Raw genomic sequence first — 19,446 nt, 5'->3', positions numbered from 1 at the left:
AAAGAGAGGGTTTGGTAGTGAAACAGAGAATTATTACTGGAGTGATTGCTGCCGCGCTATTCATTCCCATCGTAATTTACGGTGGCGTGCCTTTTACAGTTTTAGTGTATGCACTTGCTTCTATAGGTTTATATGAATTAATTCGTATGAACAAGCTTACGCTTATTTCGGTACCAACAGTTTTAGCTGCAGTATTATTGTGGATTATTTTAATTCCGAGTAGTGCATCAGAACTGTTTACGTGGATTGGGTTAGGTAAATTAGAAATCACATTTGTGATTGTTTTATTACTTTTATCATATACAGTCCTTTCTAAGAATACATTTACTTTTGACAATGCTTCATTTTTACTTATGGCAACGACATATGTTGGAATGGGATTCTTATATTTAAATGAAACGAGAATATTAGGAATCAAATATGTGTTCTGTGCACTATTTGTCATATGGGCAACTGATTCAGGTGCATATTTCATAGGGAAAGCATTTGGAAAAAGAAAATTATGGCCAGAAATTAGTCCGAATAAAACGATTGAAGGTTCATTAGGCGGTATTGTTTGTGGAATTGTTGTTGCACTTGTTTACAATATGTTCTTCCCAGTTGAAGCGAATGTAGGAGTTTTAATCGTTCTGACGATTATCATTTCTATTTTTGGACAAATTGGTGATTTAGTGCAATCTGCATTTAAACGCCATTATGGTGTAAAGGATTCAGGTACAATTTTACCTGGACATGGTGGTATTTTAGATCGAACAGATAGTTGGTTATTTGTGTTACCAATTCTATACTTCTTATTACAATACAATTAATAAATGAACGAGGGGTTGGAGTCATGAAAAACATTAGTTTACTAGGTGCAAGCGGATCAATCGGTACACAAACATTAGATGTGTTACGCTCGCACCCAGACCAATTCCGTCTCGTTGCTTTTTCTGTAGGGAAAAATGTTGATTATGCAGTAAAGGTAATTCAAGAATTTTCCCCGCAAATTGTCTCTGTGCAAAGAGAGGAAGATGTTTTAAAATTACAAGCTGTTTCTGGTAATACAAAAGTAGTATATGGTAGCGAAGGCTTATTAGAAGTAGCGCTGCACCCAGATACAGAAATTGTAGTGAATGCTGTTGTAGGTAGCGTAGGGTTGTTACCGACACTCCGCGCAATTGAGGCGAAAAAAACAATTGGAATTGCAAATAAAGAAACGTTAGTAACTGCAGGGCATCTTGTAATGGAAGCAGCACGAAAACATAATGTATCGTTACTTCCAGTAGACAGTGAACATTCAGCTATTTTTCAATGCTTGAATGGTGAAAATGAAAAAAGAATCTCTCGCTTAATTATAACTGCTTCAGGCGGAAGTTTTCGTGATAAAACGAGAGATGAATTGCATCAAGTGACCGTAGAAGATGCACTTCGTCATCCAAACTGGTCAATGGGTTCGAAAATTACAATTGATTCTGCTACAATGATGAATAAGGGGCTAGAAGTAATTGAAGCACACTGGCTTTTTGGTATCCCTTATGAGCAAATCGATGTTGTTCTACATAAAGAAAGTATTATTCATTCTATGGTTGAATTTGAAGATCGTAGTGTAATGGCACAGCTTGGCTCACCTGATATGCGAGTACCGATTCAATACGCGCTTACATATCCTGATAGATTACCTCTTTCAGACACGAAACAGTTAAATTTATGGGAAATGGGAACATTGCATTTTGAGAAAATGAATCAAGAGCGTTTCCGTTGTCTACGTTTTGCGTATGAAGCTGGAAAGACAGGTGGAAGTATGCCGGCTGTAATGAACGCGGCAAATGAAGTAGCTGTTGAAGCTTTTTTACAAAAGAGAATTGGTTTCTTAACAGTGGAAGACCTCATTGAAAGAGCAATGCACCATCACACTGTCATTGCACGTCCGAGCTTAGAGGAAATTCAGGAAATTGACGCAGCCACAAGACGGTTTGTGATGGAACAAATTTAGCAAAGGTGGTTATGGAATTGAATACAGCGATTGCCTTTATATTAATTTTCGGTGCACTCGTATTTTTCCATGAGCTAGGGCATCTATATTTCGCAAAAAGAGCAGGTATTTTGTGCCGCGAGTTTGCGATTGGTTTTGGTCCGAAAATATTCTCATTTGAAAAGAATGAAACGGTGTATACGATTCGATTACTGCCCCTTGGTGGCTATGTAAGAATGGCTGGCGAGGATGCGGACACAGTTGAGTTAAAACCTGGAAAAAAGGTTGGACTTGTATTAAATGAAAAAGACGAAGTTGTGAAATTAGTTTTTGACGGACATGAAAAATATCCAAATGTTCGTGTCATTGAAGTCGAACAAGCTGATTTAGAGCATAATCTTACAATTTTGGGTTATGAAGAGTACGAGGAAGAGCTGCAAACATTCCGAGTAAATGAAAAAGCTCGTATCATTTCTGCGGGAGAAGAAATTCAAATCGCTCCGTACAATAGACAATTTGGCTCTAAAAAATTGGGCCAACGTGCTCTAACAATCTTTGCAGGTCCTGCAATGAACTTTATTCTAGCATTTGTTATTTTTGTGATTCTTGGATTTGTACAAGGAGTTCCTGTTGACAAACCAATGGTCGGAAAAGTAATGGAGAATAGTGCTGCAGAACAAGCTGGATTAAAAGAAAACGATACAATTCAAGCAATCAATGGGAAAAACACTAGTACATGGAAAGATGTTGTAACGATTGTACGTGAAAACCCAAATAAAGAAATTACGTTACATGTAAAGCGTGATAGTGAGCAATTTAATGTGAAAGTAACACCAACGCTTGATAAAGAAGGAAAAGACGAAGTTGGTAGAATTGGTGTTTATTCTCCTGTAGAGAAAACAGTGATGGGTTCTATTAAATCAGGGTTTGAACAAACATACGAATGGACGAAACTAATTTTTGATTCTCTTGTGAAATTAGTAACGGGTCAATTTTCTATTAATGAGTTGTCAGGTCCAGTAGGAATTTATAATCTAACAGATCAAGTTGTAGATTATGGATTTACGCGTGTACTAAGTTTAGCGGCAGTTTTAAGTATTAACCTTGGTTTATTTAATTTATTACCAGTCCCAGCTTTAGACGGTGGACGGTTGTTCTTCTTCTTAATTGAAGCATTACGAGGAAAACCAATTGATCGTCAAAAAGAAGGAATGGTTCACTTTATTGGGTTTGCATTATTAATGTTGCTTATGTTAGTTGTAACATGGAATGACATCCGTAAGTTTTTCTTGTAAAATAAGAAGAAGTTTATAATGAAATAGAGCTCATAGAATAAAATCCCTCACCTAACTCGAGGTGAGGGATTTTATTGCGTGTAAGAGTAAAATGAAGAGGTGCGAATAAATGAAACAAAGTATGGTATTCAGTCCTACATTACGTGAAGTTCCAGCAGACGCTGAAATTAAGAGTCATCAATTATTACTTCGCGCAGGGTTTATGCGTCAAAATGCTTCTGGTATTTATAGTTTTCTACCATTTGGTTTAAAAGTGTTACACAAAGTAGAACGTATTGTTCGTGAAGAAATGGAGCGCGCAGGGGCAGTAGAACTATTAATGCCAGCTATGCAAGCTTCTGAATTATGGCAAGAATCAGGTCGTTGGTATTCTTACGGATCAGAATTAATGCGTATGAAAGATCGTAATGCTCGCGAGTTTGCGCTAGGGGCAACTCATGAGGAAGTAATTACAGATCTTGTACGTGATGAAATTAAATCATACAAAAAACTACCATTAACATTATATCAAATTCAAACAAAATTCCGTGATGAGCAAAGACCACGTTTCGGTTTATTACGCGGAAGAGAATTTTTAATGAAAGATGCGTATTCTTTCCATGCAACACAAGAAAGTTTGGATGAAGTATATAGCGGTTTATACAAAGCGTATTCTAATATCTTTGCTCGTTGTGGTTTGAATTTCCGTGCAGTTATCGCTGATTCTGGAGCAATGGGTGGAAAAGATACACACGAATTTATGGTGTTATCTGATGTAGGTGAAGATACAATTGCGTATTCTGATACATCTGATTATGCGGCAAATATTGAAATGGCTCCTGTTGTTGCTACGTATACGAAGAGTGATGAAGCCGAAAAAGCACTTGAAAAAGTAGCAACTCCAGATCAAAAAGCTATTGAAGAAGTATCTGCATTCTTAAATATCGCAGCGGAAAAATGCATTAAATCTATGGTGTTTAAAGTAGATGCGAAATTAGTAGTAGTACTTGTTCGTGGCGATCATGAAGTCAATGATGTAAAAGTGAAGAATGTATACGGAGCTTCAGTCGTTGAGCTTGCTTCACATGAAGAAATAAAAGAGTTATTAAACTGTGAAGTGGGTTCTTTAGGACCGATTGGTGTTACAGGGGATATCGAAATTATCGCTGACCATGCTGTAGCATCAATTGTCAACGGATGTTCAGGAGCGAACGAAGAAGGGTTCCATTATGTAAATGTAAATCCAGAACGTGACTTTAAAGTAAGTCAATATACGGATTTACGCTTCATCCAAGAAGGAGACCAATCTCCAGATGGAAATGGAACAATTCTTTTCGCACGTGGAATTGAAGTTGGTCATGTATTCAAATTAGGAACTCGTTATAGTGAAGCAATGAACGCAACGTTCTTAGATGAAAACGGAAAAACAAAACCACTTATTATGGGTTGTTACGGTATCGGTGTATCTCGTACAGTGGCAGCAATCGCAGAGCAGTTTAATGATGAGAACGGTTTAGTTTGGCCAAAAGCTGTTGCACCGTTCCATGTGCATGTAATTCCAGTAAATATGAAATCTGATGCACAACGTGAAATGGGTGAAAATATCTACAACTCATTACAAGAACAAGGGTACGAAGTATTACTAGATGATCGTGCAGAACGTGCAGGTGTTAAATTTGCAGATGCAGATTTATTCGGCCTTCCAGTTCGCGTGACAGTTGGTAAAAAAGCAGACGAAGGTATTGTAGAAGTGAAAGTACGTGCTACAGGCGAGTCTGAAGAAGTGAAAGTAGAAGAACTTCAAACATATATTGCTAATATTTTAAAATAAGAAGAGGTACCTCGTAATGAGGTACCTTCTCTTTCTTTGTAAACGTATTTTGTAAAAGAAGAAGGAAGAAATCTTTCTTTGTAGTACGTTTCAATTTATAATAGCAAATGGAAGGAGAGTGCTTATGTCATTAACAAATGAACAACAAGAGCGATTTCAAATTTTGCTCCAACAGTTGCAAATACCAGAAGACCTTATAAATCAATATTTACATGGCGGTGGTATTGAAAAGCTAGTTATTGATAAAGCGAATAAAAGTTGGCATTTTGACTTACAAGTGCCACGTATTTTGCCGACAGAATTATATGAGTTGCTAGAAACAAAGCTTAAGCAATCATTTTCTCATATTGCAAGAACAACATTTGCATTAGAAGCAGAGAATAAACAATTTACAGAAGAAGAAGTGAAGGCATATTGGCCGCTTTGTACAGAACGAATTACATTTTCACCTATGTTCGCGTACTTAAAGAAGCAACTTCCGCAGGTCAATGGCGTGAAGTTGCTATTAAATGTGAATAATGAGCTGGAATCTACTACTTTAAAGAAAAACGTTGCGAAACCAGTAGGTGATCAATACGAAGCTTTTGGATTCCCGCGTTTTCAGTTAGACACACATATAAAGCAAAATGCAGAAGAAATGCAAAAGTTTCGTGAGCAAACACAGGAAGAAGATCGTCAACGAGTTATACAGGCTATGGAAGAGATGGCTAAAAGGCAAGCTGAAGAAAGTGATGTTGTTCATGAAGGACCAGTTGTGCTTGGTTATCTTATTAAGCCAGATGAAGAGATTACGCCGCTGCGTGAAATTCAAGATGAAGAAAGAAGAAAAACCGTTCAAGGGTATGTTTTCCATGTAGAGACGAAAGAACTTCGTAGTGGACGTACATTATTAACTTTAAAGATAACTGACTATACGGACTCTATTATGATTAAGATGTTCTCACGTGATAAAGAAGATATCCCGATGTTACAATCTTTGAAAAAAGGAACTTGGGTAAAAGCGCGTGGTTCAGTTCAAAATGATACATTCGTGCGTGATTTAGTTATGATCGCAAATGATATAAATGAAATAACGGGACCTTCTCGTAAAGATAAAGCAAAAGAAGGGGAAAAAAGAGTAGAACTTCATCTTCATACTCCAATGAGTCAAATGGATGCTGTTACTTCTGTTTCTAAGCTCGTTGCCCAAGCCGGAAAATGGGGGCATGAGGCTATTGCAGTTACAGACCATGCTGTTGCACAGTCGTTCCCAGAAGCATATTCTGCTGGTAAAAAGGCTGGAGTTAAAGTTCTATATGGTGTAGAAGCAAATTTAGTTAATGATGGTGTGCCGATAGCATATAACGAAGCACATCGTCTACTTGCAGAAGAAACATATGTTGTCTTTGACGTTGAGACAACAGGGTTATCTGCTGTATATGATACAGTCATTGAGTTAGCTGCTGTAAAGGTAAAAGGTGGAGAAATTATTGATCGCTTTGAATCTTTCGCAAATCCTCATCAACCATTATCGGCGACGATTATTGAATTAACAGGTATTACAGATGATATGTTAACTGATGCACCAGAAGTGGACGAAGTGTTTAAAAAGTTTGAGGAATGGATGGGTGACCATACACTTGTTGCTCATAACGCAAGCTTCGATATGGGCTTTATTAACGTAGGTTTTAAAAAGGCTGGGATAGAAAAAACGAAAAATCCAGTTATTGATACGTTAGAACTTGCACGGTTCTTATTCCCAGAAATGAAAAATCATCGATTAAATACGATGTGTAAAAAGCTTGATATTGAATTAACGCAACATCACCGTGCGATTTATGATACAGAAGCAACGGGATATTTACTTGTGAAGATGTTAAAAGATGTGATTGAAAAGGGATTTGAATATCACGATCAACTAAACGATAGTATGGGACAAGGGGATGCGTATAAACGTGGGCGTCCAAGTCATATGACGTTACTTGCCACATCAGATGTTGGGTTGAAAAACTTATATAAACTTGTTTCATATTCTCACCTGAATTACTTTTATCGTGTACCACGTGTACCACGATCACTATTAAAAAAATATCGCGAAGGCATTTTAGTAGGAACAGCTTGTGACAAAGGTGAAGTATTTGAAGCTATGATGCAAAAAGCGCCTGAAGAAGTAGAAGAAATTGCACAGTTTTACGATTACATTGAGGTTATGCCTCCAGAAGTGTTACGTCATTTAGTGGAACGTGAACTCGTTCGAGATGAAGGACAGTTAAAAACAATAATTTCTAACTTAGTAAAACTAGGTGAGACGTTAGATAAGCCAGTTGTTGCTACTGGGAATGTGCATTATTTAGATCCAGAGGACGCGATATATCGGAAAATTTTAGTCAGTTCGCAGGGAGGAGCTAATCCGTTAAATCGCCATTCATTACCGCCTGTACATTTCCGTACAACAAATGAAATGCTAGATTGTTTTTCATTCTTAGGTGAAGACAAAGCAAAAGAAATTGTTGTGACAAATACACACAAGATCGCATCATTAATTGGTGATGTTCGTCCAGTAAAAGATGATTTATACACACCGAAAATTGAAGGTGCTGATGATGAAACACGTGATATGAGCTATATAATGGCAAGAAGTATCTATGGAGATGAACTACCGGAAATTGTAGAAGCTCGTTTGGAAAAAGAATTGAAAAGTATTATTGGACATGGATTCGCCGTTATTTATTTAATTTCACATAAGCTTGTGAAAAAATCATTAGTGGACGGTTATCTAGTAGGTTCGCGTGGATCGGTAGGTTCATCGTTTGTTGCAACGATGATGGAAATTACAGAAGTAAACCCATTACCACCGCACTATGTATGTCCAAAGTGTAAACAATCAGAGTTCTTTAATGACGGTTCTGTAGGTTCTGGTTTTGATTTACCAGATAAAGAATGCCCAACATGTAATGTTCCATATGTGAAAGATGGGCATGACATTCCTTTCGAAACGTTCCTTGGATTTAAAGGGGATAAGGTACCGGATATCGATTTGAATTTCTCCGGAGAATACCAACCGCGCGCCCATAACTATACGAAATTACTGTTCGGTGAAGATTATGTATACCGCGCAGGAACAATTGGTACGGTTGCGGAAAAAACCGCTTATGGGTATGTGAAAGGCTATGCTAATGATCATAACTTAACAATTCGAAATGCAGAGATTGATCGCTTAGTTGCGGGATGTACAGGTGTAAAGCGTACGACCGGACAGCATCCAGGTGGTATTATCGTTGTACCAGATTACATGGATATTTTTGACTTTTCACCAATTCAGTTTCCGGCTGATTCAATAGGTGCTGAGTGGAGAACAACGCACTTTGACTTCCACTCAATTCATGATAATTTATTGAAACTTGATATATTAGGACACGATGATCCGACTGTTATTCGTATGCTTCAAGATTTAAGTGGTATTGACCCGAAAACAATCCCAACGGATGATCCAGAAGTAATGAAAATTTTCTCTGGTCCAGAGTCTTTAGGGGTAACGGAAGAACAAATTAACTGTAAAACAGGTACACTTGGTATACCAGAGTTTGGTACGAAATTCGTAAGACAAATGTTAGAAGAAACGAAACCAACGACGTTTTCAGAGCTTGTCCAAATTTCTGGACTGTCCCATGGTACAGATGTATGGTTAGGTAATGCGAATGAATTAATTTATAACGGTACGTGTACACTGAGTGAAGTTATCGGTTGTCGTGATGACATCATGGTATATTTAATTTATCAAGGCTTGGATCCATCATTAGCCTTCAAAATCATGGAGTCGGTGCGTAAAGGTAAAGGTGTACCAGAAGAATGGGAAGAGGAAATGAGAAATAACAATGTACCAGGTTGGTATATTGATTCATGTAAGAAGATTAAGTACATGTTCCCTAAAGCCCATGCGGCTGCTTACGTACTTATGGCTGTACGTATTGCATACTTTAAAGTACATTTCGCACTTTTATTCTATGCGGCATATTTTACAGTTCGTGCAGATGACTTTGATGTAGAGGCGATGGCGAAAGGTTCAGCATCCATACGTGTAAAAATTGATGAAATTGCACAAAAAGGATTGGATGCAGCACCGAAAGAGAAGAGTTTATTAACGGTACTAGAAATGACACTTGAAATGTGTGAGCGTGGTTATTCATTCCAAAAGGTTGATTTATACCGCTCGCATGCAACCGAATTTATAATTGATGGAGATACTTTAATTCCTCCATTTAATGCAGTTCCCGGTCTTGGTACAAACGCAGCTTTCAGTATTGTTGAAGCTCGTAAAAATGGTGATTTCTTATCAAAAGAAGACTTACAGCAGCGCAGTAAGGTTTCTAAAACGATTATTGAGTATTTAGATGGTCAAGGTTGTCTAGGAGATTTACCGGATCAAAACCAATTGTCACTGTTCTAATAGGTAGGAAAAATCTTTGCAAATCAACATTTGCTATGGTATACTATAAACCGAGATAACCATGTCATGTATATTTTGTGAAAAAGAGAGTGGGGAAACCCACTCTTTCGTGTTACTATCTACATTTTGCTTATGTAGATAGTAAAGATATTTCTGTCGTATATACATATTTTGTTACAAGTTTTACTTCTTAAATTTGGTAATACTAAGACAGATATTCCCTGCTTAACGGCAGGGGCTTTTGTTAGCTAACGAGAAAGAATAAGATAGACCGTCTTTATGAACGGGATCTTTTCTTGTAGATGGTACATGGCGGCAGGAAGGAGGCTGTTTATGGATAAGAAAGTCACAGAAATTGTAGAAGCATTTGCGCAGCCAATCGTTGAAGAGTTAAATCTTGAACTTGTAGATGTAGAGTATGTGCAAGAAGGACAAGACTGGTTCTTACGCGTATTCATCGATTCTGAAAAGGGAGTCGAAATTGAAGAATGCGGTGCGGTAAGTGAACGTTTAAGCGAAGCTTTAGATAAAGAGGATCCAATTCCTCATCTTTACTTTTTGGATGTATCATCTCCTGGAGCGGAACGTCCATTAAAGAAAGAGAAAGACTTCCAGCAAGCGGTAGGAAAACAAGTGGCAATTAAAACATATAAGCCGATTGATGGTGAGAAGATGTTTGAAGGAAAGCTACTTTCCTACGACGGTAATACAATTACACTACTATTAACAATTAAAACACGTAAAAAAGAAATCCAAATTCCAATGGATAAAGTTGCAAATGCGCGACTTGCTGTTACGTTTTAGTAAGAAGGGGGATCTTCATGAGCACTGAGTTGTTAGATGCTTTGCTCGTATTAGAGTCAGAAAAAGGTATTAGCAAAGATATTATTATTGATGCGATTGAAGCAGCATTAATCTCTGCTTATAAACGCAATTTTAACCAAGCACAAAACGTTCGTGTGAGCTTTAACCCAGAAGTGGGAACAATTCAAGTTTTAGCACGTAAGGACGTTGTAGATAATGTGTTTGATCCACGTCTTGAAATCTCTGTAGAAGAGGCAAGACAAATTAATCCAAACTACCAAGATGGTGACGTACTAGAAATTGAAGTAACGCCAAAAGATTTTGGTCGTATTGCAGCGCAAACTGCAAAACAAGTTGTAACACAACGAGTTCGTGAGGCGGAACGTGGTGTAATTTATTCAGAATTTAGTGATCGTGAAGAAGACATTATGGTTGGTATTGTACAGCGCCAAGATGCTCGTTTCATCTATGTAAGCTTAGGTAAAGTAGAAGCTTTATTACCTGTAAGTGAGCAAATGCCAAATGAGCAATATAAACCACATGATCGTATTCGCGTATTTATTACAAAAGTAGAAAAGACAACAAAAGGACCACAAATTTACGTATCACGTACACATCCTGGTCTTTTAAAACGTTTATTCGAAATGGAAGTTCCAGAAATTTATGATGGAACTGTAGAAATTCGCTCTGTAGCACGTGAAGCAGGCGACCGTTCTAAAATTTCTGTATATGCAGAGAATATCGATGTTGATCCAGTAGGTTCTTGTGTAGGACCGAAAGGACAACGTGTACAACGCGTTGTAGATGAACTAAAAGGTGAAAAGATTGACATCGTTCGCTGGTCGAATGACCCAGTTGAATATGTTGCAAATGCTTTAAGTCCATCACAGGTTGTTAAAGTACTTGTAGATGAAGCAGAGAAAGCAACAACTGTTGTTGTTCCAGACCACCAGCTTTCATTAGCGATTGGTAAGCGTGGACAAAATGCGCGTCTTGCAGCTAAATTAACAGGCTGGAAAATTGATATTAAAAGTGAGTCTGATGCGAAACAACTTGGTATTGTGACAGAAGAAGATAGCGTAATCGCATTCGGATTCGATTCAGCTGAAGACGAAATCGAATAGAGGTGATGAGTATGAGCAATCGAAAAGTTCCGTTACGAAAATGTATTGCGACGCAAGAGATGAAATCAAAACGAGAGCTAGTTCGCATTGTTCGTTCCAAAGAGGGCGAAGTGTCTATTGATTTATCAGGAAAAAAATCAGGACGAGGTGCATATTTATCAAAAGATAAAGAAAGCATTATTCAAGCCCAAAAGAAAAACATTTTGGAACATCATCTAAAAGCGAAAATCGACAGTTCTCTGTACGAAGAGCTTCTTGAGCTTGTTGAGAAGGAGTCGAAATAAGTGTCTGATTGGAAATCATTTTTAGGACTAGCAAACCGCGCTCGAAAAATTATTTCGGGTGAAGAACTCGTTTTAAAAGAAGTAAGAAGTGGCAAAGCAAAGCTAGTATTGCTTTCTGAAGATGCGTCAGCGAACACTACAAAACGTATCATTGATAAAACCACGTACTACAACATACCAATGAGAAAAGTCGAAAATCGACAACAATTAGGGCATGCGATTGGGAGAGACGAGCGAGTCGTTGTAGCTGTTTTAGATGAAGGCTTTGCGAAAAAGCTACGTAGCATGCTCGATACAAATTACCGGGGGTGAAGGTATGAGTAAAATTCGAGTACATGAATATGCAAAAAAAAATAATATCTCAAGTAAAGATCTTATGACAAAACTAAAAGAGATGAATATCGAGGTTTCGAATCATATGACAATGTTAGAAGATGAAGTAGTAAACAAATTAGATAATCAATATAGCGCTGGAGCGGAAAAACCTTCTGTTGCAGATGAGTTTGAAGTAGAAGAGAAAGTTGTTCGCAGTAAAAAGAACAGCAATAAGAATAAGAAAAAAGGCAAAGCAAATGAAGATAAACGTCAAGATAACTTTGCTGGAAGACAACAAACACCAATAGTAGAAACACCAGATAAAATCACTTTCTCTGGAAGCCTTACAGTAGGTGACCTTGCTAAAAAGTTAAGCAAAGAGCCATCTGAAATTATTAAAAAGCTCTTCATGCTAGGAATTATGGCGACAATTAACCAAGACTTAGATAAAGATACAATTGAGTTAATTGCTACTGATTACGGTATTGAAGTAGAAGAAGAAGTAGTTGTAAGTGAAACTGAATTTGAAACATTCATCGATGAGCAAGATGATGAAGAAAACTTAAAAGAACGTCCAGCTGTTGTTACAATTATGGGACACGTTGACCATGGTAAAACAACATTGCTTGACTCTATCCGTAATTCAAAAGTAACTGCTGGCGAAGCTGGTGGAATTACTCAGCATATCGGTGCATACCAAGTTGATGTAAATGATAAGAAAATTACGTTCTTAGATACACCAGGTCACGCGGCATTTACAACAATGCGTGCTCGTGGTGCACAAGTAACAGATATTACAATTCTTGTTGTTGCAGCTGATGACGGTGTTATGCCACAAACAGTTGAAGCGATTAGCCATGCGAAAGCAGCTGGAGTACCAATTATTGTTGCTGTGAATAAAATGGATAAACCAGCGGCAAATCCTGATCGTGTAATGCAAGAATTAACAGAATATGAATTAGTTCCAGAAGCTTGGGGCGGAGACACGATTTTCGTGCCAATTTCTGCGATTCAAGGCGAGGGAATTGACAACTTACTAGAAATGATCCTTCTTGTGAGTGAAGTAGAAGAATATAAAGCAAATCCAAATCGCTATGCAGCTGGTACTGTAATTGAAGCACAGCTTGATAAAGGTAAAGGAACTATCGCGACATTACTTGTTCAAAACGGTACACTTCGAGTTGGAGATCCAATTGTTGTTGGAACATCATTCGGTCGTGTTCGTGCAATGGTAAGTGATATTGGTCGTCGTGTAAAAGTTGCTGGTCCATCAACTCCTGTTGAAATTACAGGTTTAAATGAAGTGCCACAAGCGGGAGATCGTTTCATGGCATTCGCTGATGAGAAGAAAGCTCGTCAAATTGGTGAATCACGTGCACAAGAAGCGTTAGTTGCACAACGTGGTGAGAAATCTAAATTCAGCCTGGAAGATTTATTCCAACAAATCCAAGAGGGCGATGTAAAAGAAATTAACTTAATTGTGAAAGCAGACGTACAAGGTTCTGTAGAAGCAATGGCAGCATCACTTCGTAAAATTGATGTTGAAGGCGTAAAAGTGAAAATTATCCATACAGGCGTAGGTGCGATTACAGAATCTGATATTATTTTAGCTTCTGCATCTAATGCAATTGTAATTGGATTTAACGTACGCCCTGATGTGAATGCGAAGCGTACAGCTGAATTAGAGAAAGTTGATGTTCGTTTACACCGTATTATCTATAAAGTAATCGAAGAAATTGAATCAGCAATGCAAGGTATGCTGGATCCAGAATTCGAAGAAAAAGTAATCGGTCAAGCGGAAGTTCGTCAAACATTCAAAGTAACAAAAGTTGGAACAATCGCAGGTTGTTACGTAATAGACGGTAAAATTACACGTGATAGTGGCGTTCGTATTATCCGTGATGGCGTAGTAGTCTTCGAAGGAAAACTTGATACGTTAAAACGTTTCAAAGACGACGTAAAAGAAGTTGCACAAAACTATGAGTGTGGTATTACAATTGAGAGATATAATGATCTTAAAGAAGGGGACATCATTGAAGCATACGTTATGGAAGAAGTGAAGCGATGATTATCGCTTCACTCTCATTCGAGTGTATGATTTACGATGTGCATTCTTTAAAAGAGAAACGAGCAATTTTGCAACGTGTGTTAACTCGTGTGAAACAGCGCTATAATGTAGCTGTTTCTGAAGTTGGGCATCAAGATGTATGGCAACGTACAGAAATTGCAATTGTTTCCGTATCCTCAAATCGTGTTGTCTGTGAAAAAGAAATGAATCGTGTACTTGAGTATATCGATTCATTTCCTGAAATTGAACGTACGATAACACATTTGGAATGGTATTGAATGAGGTGAAGAGTTATGAAATTACGTGCGAACCGTGTGGGCGAGCAAATGAAAAAAGAATTAGGCGACATTATCAGTCGTAAAATTAAAGACCCACGTATTGGATTTGTTACAGTAACAGATGTACAAGTGAGTGGAGATTTACAAATTGCTAAAGTATACATTTCTGTTTTAGGTGACGAAGAACAGAAAGAAAATACATTAAAAGGTTTAGCGAAGGCAAAAGGCTTTATTCGTTCAGAAATTGGCCAACGTATTCGTCTTCGTAAAACACCAGAAATTACCTTTGAGTTTGATGAGTCTATCGGATATGGTCATCGAATTGATACACTTTTACATGAAATTAATAAAGACGGTAAACGTGAAGAATAATGGATAGACATTTGTCTATCCATTTTTTCAATGTAAAATAAGTTTTGCATAATTGCAATTACTACAAAAGAATAATGATGAGGTGAGTATATGGAAGGTGTAGTATTATTACATAAGCCAAAGGGAATGACATCACATGATTGTGTGTTCAAATTAAGAAAGATATTGCGTGAGAAACGAATTGGTCATACAGGGACACTGGATCCAGATGTAACAGGAGTATTACCTATTTGCGTTGGGCGTGCAACAAAAATTGCGCAATTTTTAACAAGTGAAACAAAAACATACGAAGGTGAAGTGACATTAGGATTTTCAACAACAACAGAAGATGCTTCTGGTGAAGTTGTGGAGAAACAAGATGTAAATCGTGTCATTACACGTAAAGAAGTAGAAGAGGTACTAGCGGAATTAACAGGGACAATTGAACAAATGCCGCCGATGTTCTCAGCTGTAAAAGTTAACGGGAAAAAACTATACGAATATGCAAGGGCAGGACAAGAAGTTGAACGTCCAGTTCGTACAATTACAATTCATGAATTTGTATTACTTGATGAACGTGAAGTTTTTGAAGGGGAAAATATTTCATTTCGTTTCCGTGTAACGTGTAGTAAAGGAACATATGTAAGAACACTAGCAGTAATGATAGGTGAAAAACTTGGATTTCCATCACATATGTCTCACCTTGTAAGAACAGCATCTGGTGAATTTTTACTAGAAGGTTGCATATCATTTGAAGAAATTGAAGAAAACGTGCAAAATGGAACAGTAGAGTCTATTTTCATCTCAATTGATGAGGCGCTAAGTAAGTTTCCAAAAATGGTTGTAGATGAAAAGCAAGCTGAAAAAATAAAGAACGGTATGTTCTTAAAGAATGAATTAGAAACAACAGCACCATTTATTACAGTATTTGATAAAAATGATCGTTGCTTAGCAATTTATGAACATCACCCAAAACACCCTGGAATGCTAAAGCCAATGAAAGTACTTGTGAATAATCAAGAACTAAAGCTATAATGAATTATTGGAAGGATTATTACAGAAAAAGGTGAATTCAAGCGTGAAACTTATTCATTTAACTCATCCACATGAACAAAATAAAATAGAATTACCACCTACTGTAATGGCATTAGGATATTTTGATGGCATTCATTTAGGACATCAACGTGTGATTCGAACAGCGAAAAAAATAGCGGATGAAAGAGGATGTAAAAGTGCTGTCATGACGTTCCATCCACACCCATCTGTTGTATTAGGAAAAAAAGAAGCGCATGTGGAGTATATTACACCGATGCGCCTTAAAGAAGAAATCATCGCAAGTTTAGGAATTGATATCTTATATGTGGTGAAATTCGATGAGCCATTTGCTGGATTATTACCACAGCAGTTTGTCGATGAGTATATTATTGGTTTAAATGTAAAGCATGTAGTAGCAGGCTTTGATTATTCATATGGACGTTTAGGAAAAGGGAAGATGGAGACTTTACCATTTCATGCAAGAGGGGAGTTTACACAGACCGTGATCGAAAAAGTTGAATATCAAGAAGAAAAAGTAAGTTCTACTTCATTACGAAAGTTAATTCGAAACGGTGAAATGGAACAAATTCCATCTATTTTAGGGAGAGCTTACACGGTAGAAGGAACAGTTGTACACGGTGATAAGCGTGGACGTCAAATTGGTTTCCCAACTGCAAATGTAGGTTTAAGTGATGAATATTTGTTGCCACCTGTAGGTGTATATGCGGTAAGGTTGAAGGTTCATGATGAATGGCATGATGGTGTATGTAATATCGGATATAAACCAACTTTCAAAGAGAATGAGCGTCAATTATCTATTGAAGTGCATCTATTTGAATTTAATAAAGACATATACGATCAAAGTGTTACAGTGGAATGGCACATGCGTATAAGAGAAGAAAAAAAGTTTAATGGAATTGATGAGTTAGTTGCGCAAATCGCTCAAGATAAAAAGGTTGCCCAAGAATATTTTGCGAGCGTAAAGAATATACTTGCTTTTTCAAATGAAAAGTAGTATTCTATGTTATGTACTTTATGACAACCATTACTTGGCATTGCGACTCACCGATGCTTGCTAGGTAACTGGGGTTTAATTATTAGGAGGTGAAATAGGATGGCTTTAACACAAGAGCGTAAAAATGAAATCATTGCACAATTTAGAACTCATGAGACTGATACTGGTTCTCCAGAGGTTCAAATTGCTGTCCTAACGGAGCAAATTAACACTCTAAACGAGCACTTACGTACTCACAAGAAGGATCATCATTCACGTCGTGGTCTATTAAAGATGGTTGGTAAACGTCGTAACTTACTTACTTACCTTCGTAATAGCGATATCACACGTTACCGTGAATTAATCACAAAGCTTGGCTTACGTCGATAGTCAAAGAAGCGGGAATATTCCCGCTTTTTTGTTAGGTAAAAATATATCTTCTACTCTTTATAGCTTACTTAATTTTCGGCAATACTAGAGGAAAGAATATTGTGATATACTATCCATTTACATAGAAGAATTGAATATTTTAAATTGAGAGGGGTACTTAAATGAGTCAGGAAAAGCAAGTCTTCTCGATAGATTTAGCTGGTCGTCAGCTAACAATTGAAACAAGTCAGCTTGCAAAACAAGCAAACGGAGCAGTATTAGTAAGATACGGCGACACAGCAGTTCTATCTACAGCAACTGCATCAAAAGAGCCAAAAAATGTAGATTTCTTCCCGCTTACAGTAAACTATGAAGAGCGTTTATATGCAGTTGGAAAAATCCCAGGCGGTTTTATTAAGCGCGAAGGCCGTCCAAGTGAAAAAGCAATTTTAGCAAGTCGTTTAATTGACCGTCCAATCCGTCCACTTTTCGCAGATGGTTTCCGTAATGAAGTACAAGTTGTCAGCATCGTAATGAGTGTTGATCAAGACTGTTCTTCTGAGATGGCAGCTATGCTTGGTTCTTCATTAGCATTATCTATTTCAGATATTCCATTTGAAGGTCCAATCGCAGGTGCGACAGTTGGTCGTATTAATGGCGAGTTCGTTATTAATCCAACAGTAGAACAGCAAGAACAAAGTGATATGCACCTTGTTGTAGCTGGTACGAAAGATGCAATTAACATGGTTGAAGCAGGAGCGGATCAAGTACCTGAAGAAACAATGTTAGAAGCAATTATGTTTGGACACGATGAAATTAAACGTCTAATTGCATTCCAAGAAGAGATTGTACAAGCTGTCGGTAAAGAGAAAACAGCAGTGAAACTTTATGAAGTGGATGCTGATTTGAACCAAGCTGTACGTGAAATGGCTGAGACAGATATGCATTCTGCAATTCAAGTGCACGAAAAACATGCACGTGAAGATGCAATTAGCGTAGTGAAAAAGCGTGTAATTGAGCATTACGAAGCTGAGGAAGCTGATGCTGATACATTAGGACAAGTAAGTGAGATTTTATATAAAATTGTAAAAGAAGAAGTACGTCGTCTTATTACAGTTGAAAAAATCCGCCCAGATGGTCGTAAAGGTGACGAAATTCGTCCTTTAGCATCAGAGGTTGGCATTTTATCTCGTACACATGGTTCTGGTCTATTCACACGTGGACAAACGCAAGCATTAAGTATTTGTACATTAGGTGCATTAGGCGATGTGCAAATTTTAGATGGTCTAGGTGTAGAAGAGTCAAAACGCTTTATGCACCATTATAATTTCCCTTCATTTAGTGTTGGTGAAACAAGACCAATGCGTGGACCAGGTCGTCGTGAAATTGGTCACGGAGCATTAGGAGAACGTGCTCTTGAACCTGTACTTCCATCTGAAAAGGATTTCCCATATACAGTTCGTCTTGTATCTGAAGTATTAGAGTCAAATGGTTCTACTTCACAAGCGAGTATTTGCGGTAGTACATTAGCGATGATGGATGCGGGTGTACCACTTAAAGCACCAGTTGCTGGTATTGCAATGGGTCTAGTGAAATCTGGTGAGCATTACACAATTTTAACAGATATTCAAGGAATGGAAGACCATTTAGGTGATATGGACTTTAAAGTAGCAGGTACTGCAAAAGGTGTAACTGCACTACAAATGGACATTAAAATCGATGGTTTATCTCGTGAGATTTTAGAAGAAGCATTACAACAAGCGAAAGTTGGTCGTATGCACATTCTAAATCACATGTTATCTGTTATCGCTGAACCTCGCATTGAGTTATCTGCGTATGCTCCGAAGATTATTACAATGGCAATTAACCCAGATAAAATTCGTGATGTTATTGGACCAAGTGGTAAACAGATCAATAAAATCATTGAAGAAACTGGCGTTAAAATTGACATCGAGCAAGATGGTACAGTATTCATTTCATCAATTAATCAAGAGATGAATGAAAAAGCGAAGAAAATTATCGAAGATATCGTTCGCGAAGTACAAGTAGGCGAAATCTACTTAGGAAAAGTTAAACGCGTTGAAAAATTCGGTGCGTTCGTTGAATTATTTAGCGGTAAAGATGGACTTGTTCACATTTCTGAACTTGCACTTGAGCGTGTAGGTAAGGTAGAAGACGTTGTGAAAATCGGTGATGAGATTTCAGTTAAAGTTATCGAGATTGACAAACAAGGTCGTGTAAACTTATCTAGAAAAGTATTGCTAAAAGAAGAGCAAGAAAAAGAAGCAGCTAAAGAAGAAGCAGCTAAAGAAGAAAACGCACAAGAGCAACAATAAGTG

Annotated in this window: 16 protein-coding genes; all 16 read left to right on the top strand. The window is 37.6% G+C overall.

All coding sequences use genetic code 11. The features are described 5' to 3' along the window. Positions 1 to 17 precede the first annotated feature (17 nt). The 16 genes from cdsA (at position 18) to pnp (ending at position 19,443) form a co-directional block, all read left to right on the top strand. Positions 18 to 809, top strand: a complete 792-nt coding sequence (gene cdsA / locus B5P40_RS10320) for a phosphatidate cytidylyltransferase (RefSeq protein ID WP_002088171.1) — start codon at positions 18 to 20, stop codon at positions 807 to 809. A 23-nt stretch (positions 810 to 832) separates the two neighbouring features. Beyond that, entirely contained in the window at positions 833 to 1,975 is a 1,143-nt protein-coding gene (gene dxr / locus B5P40_RS10315; protein ID WP_113709230.1) for a 1-deoxy-D-xylulose-5-phosphate reductoisomerase, read from the top strand. A 17-nt stretch (positions 1,976 to 1,992) separates the two neighbouring features. Continuing rightward, positions 1,993 to 3,249, top strand: coding sequence for an RIP metalloprotease RseP (gene rseP, locus B5P40_RS10310; protein WP_002088169.1), 1,257 nt, complete (start codon positions 1,993 to 1,995; stop codon positions 3,247 to 3,249). Positions 3,250 to 3,358: 109 nt separating this feature from the next. Further along, a complete protein-coding gene (locus B5P40_RS10305; protein ID WP_078175371.1) occupies positions 3,359 to 5,059 on the top strand; it encodes a proline--tRNA ligase in 1,701 nt (566 codons plus the stop codon). Between the two features lie 124 nt (positions 5,060 to 5,183). After that, on the top strand, positions 5,184 to 9,485 hold the full coding sequence (locus B5P40_RS10300) for a PolC-type DNA polymerase III (RefSeq protein ID WP_002033677.1): 4,302 nt from the start codon (positions 5,184 to 5,186) through the stop codon (positions 9,483 to 9,485). A 333-nt stretch (positions 9,486 to 9,818) separates the two neighbouring features. Then, positions 9,819 to 10,289, top strand: a complete 471-nt coding sequence (gene rimP / locus B5P40_RS10295; RefSeq protein WP_002088165.1) for a ribosome maturation factor RimP — start codon at positions 9,819 to 9,821, stop codon at positions 10,287 to 10,289. Between the two features lie 17 nt (positions 10,290 to 10,306). Then, positions 10,307 to 11,413, top strand: a complete 1,107-nt coding sequence (gene nusA, locus B5P40_RS10290) for a transcription termination factor NusA (protein WP_002014554.1) — start codon at positions 10,307 to 10,309, stop codon at positions 11,411 to 11,413. An 11-nt stretch (positions 11,414 to 11,424) separates the two neighbouring features. Further along, the gene (gene rnpM, locus B5P40_RS10285) at positions 11,425 to 11,697 is read left to right on the top strand and encodes an RNase P modulator RnpM (RefSeq protein ID WP_002088161.1); all 273 of its coding nucleotides are present in this window, start codon (positions 11,425 to 11,427) and stop codon (positions 11,695 to 11,697) included. Continuing rightward, on the top strand, positions 11,698 to 12,009 hold the full coding sequence (locus B5P40_RS10280; protein ID WP_001286519.1) for a YlxQ family RNA-binding protein: 312 nt from the start codon (positions 11,698 to 11,700) through the stop codon (positions 12,007 to 12,009). A 4-nt stretch (positions 12,010 to 12,013) separates the two neighbouring features. Beyond that, positions 12,014 to 14,080: a translation initiation factor IF-2 gene (gene infB / locus B5P40_RS10275; protein ID WP_002014558.1), complete on the top strand. Its 2,067-nt coding sequence runs from the start codon at positions 12,014 to 12,016 to the stop codon at positions 14,078 to 14,080. Continuing rightward, positions 14,077 to 14,358 (top strand): DUF503 domain-containing protein, encoded by a 282-nt coding sequence (locus tag B5P40_RS10270; protein WP_002088157.1) that lies wholly within the window; start codon positions 14,077 to 14,079, stop codon positions 14,356 to 14,358. The genes infB and B5P40_RS10270 overlap by 4 nt, the downstream gene beginning before the upstream one ends. Positions 14,359 to 14,373: 15 nt before the next feature. Beyond that, the gene (gene rbfA, locus B5P40_RS10265) at positions 14,374 to 14,730 is read left to right on the top strand and encodes a 30S ribosome-binding factor RbfA (protein ID WP_000776437.1); all 357 of its coding nucleotides are present in this window, start codon (positions 14,374 to 14,376) and stop codon (positions 14,728 to 14,730) included. Between the two features lie 90 nt (positions 14,731 to 14,820). Next, positions 14,821 to 15,744 carry a tRNA pseudouridine(55) synthase TruB gene (gene truB, locus B5P40_RS10260; RefSeq protein ID WP_113709229.1) on the top strand — a complete coding sequence of 308 codons (924 nt, stop codon included), beginning with the start codon at positions 14,821 to 14,823 and terminating at the stop codon, positions 15,742 to 15,744. Positions 15,745 to 15,787: 43 nt separating this feature from the next. Beyond that, positions 15,788 to 16,759: a bifunctional riboflavin kinase/FAD synthetase gene (gene ribF / locus B5P40_RS10255; RefSeq protein WP_002128800.1), complete on the top strand. Its 972-nt coding sequence runs from the start codon at positions 15,788 to 15,790 to the stop codon at positions 16,757 to 16,759. A gap of 99 nt (positions 16,760 to 16,858) precedes the next feature. Further along, the gene (gene rpsO / locus B5P40_RS10250) at positions 16,859 to 17,128 is read left to right on the top strand and encodes a 30S ribosomal protein S15 (protein WP_001229392.1); all 270 of its coding nucleotides are present in this window, start codon (positions 16,859 to 16,861) and stop codon (positions 17,126 to 17,128) included. 161 nt (positions 17,129 to 17,289) lie between these two features. Further along, complete coding sequence (gene pnp, locus B5P40_RS10245) at positions 17,290 to 19,443, top strand: polyribonucleotide nucleotidyltransferase (RefSeq protein ID WP_002033682.1); 2,154 nt, start codon at positions 17,290 to 17,292, stop codon at positions 19,441 to 19,443. The last annotated feature ends 3 nt before the right edge of the window (positions 19,444 to 19,446 follow it).

The sequence above is a fragment of the Bacillus sp. SRB_8 genome (genome assembly GCF_003264205.1).
GTDB classification, from domain to species: Bacteria; Bacillota; Bacilli; order Bacillales; family Bacillaceae_G; genus Bacillus_A; species Bacillus_A mycoides.
Note: the sequence above shows the minus strand (reverse complement) of the source record. Positions and strands in the feature narration are given on the sequence as shown.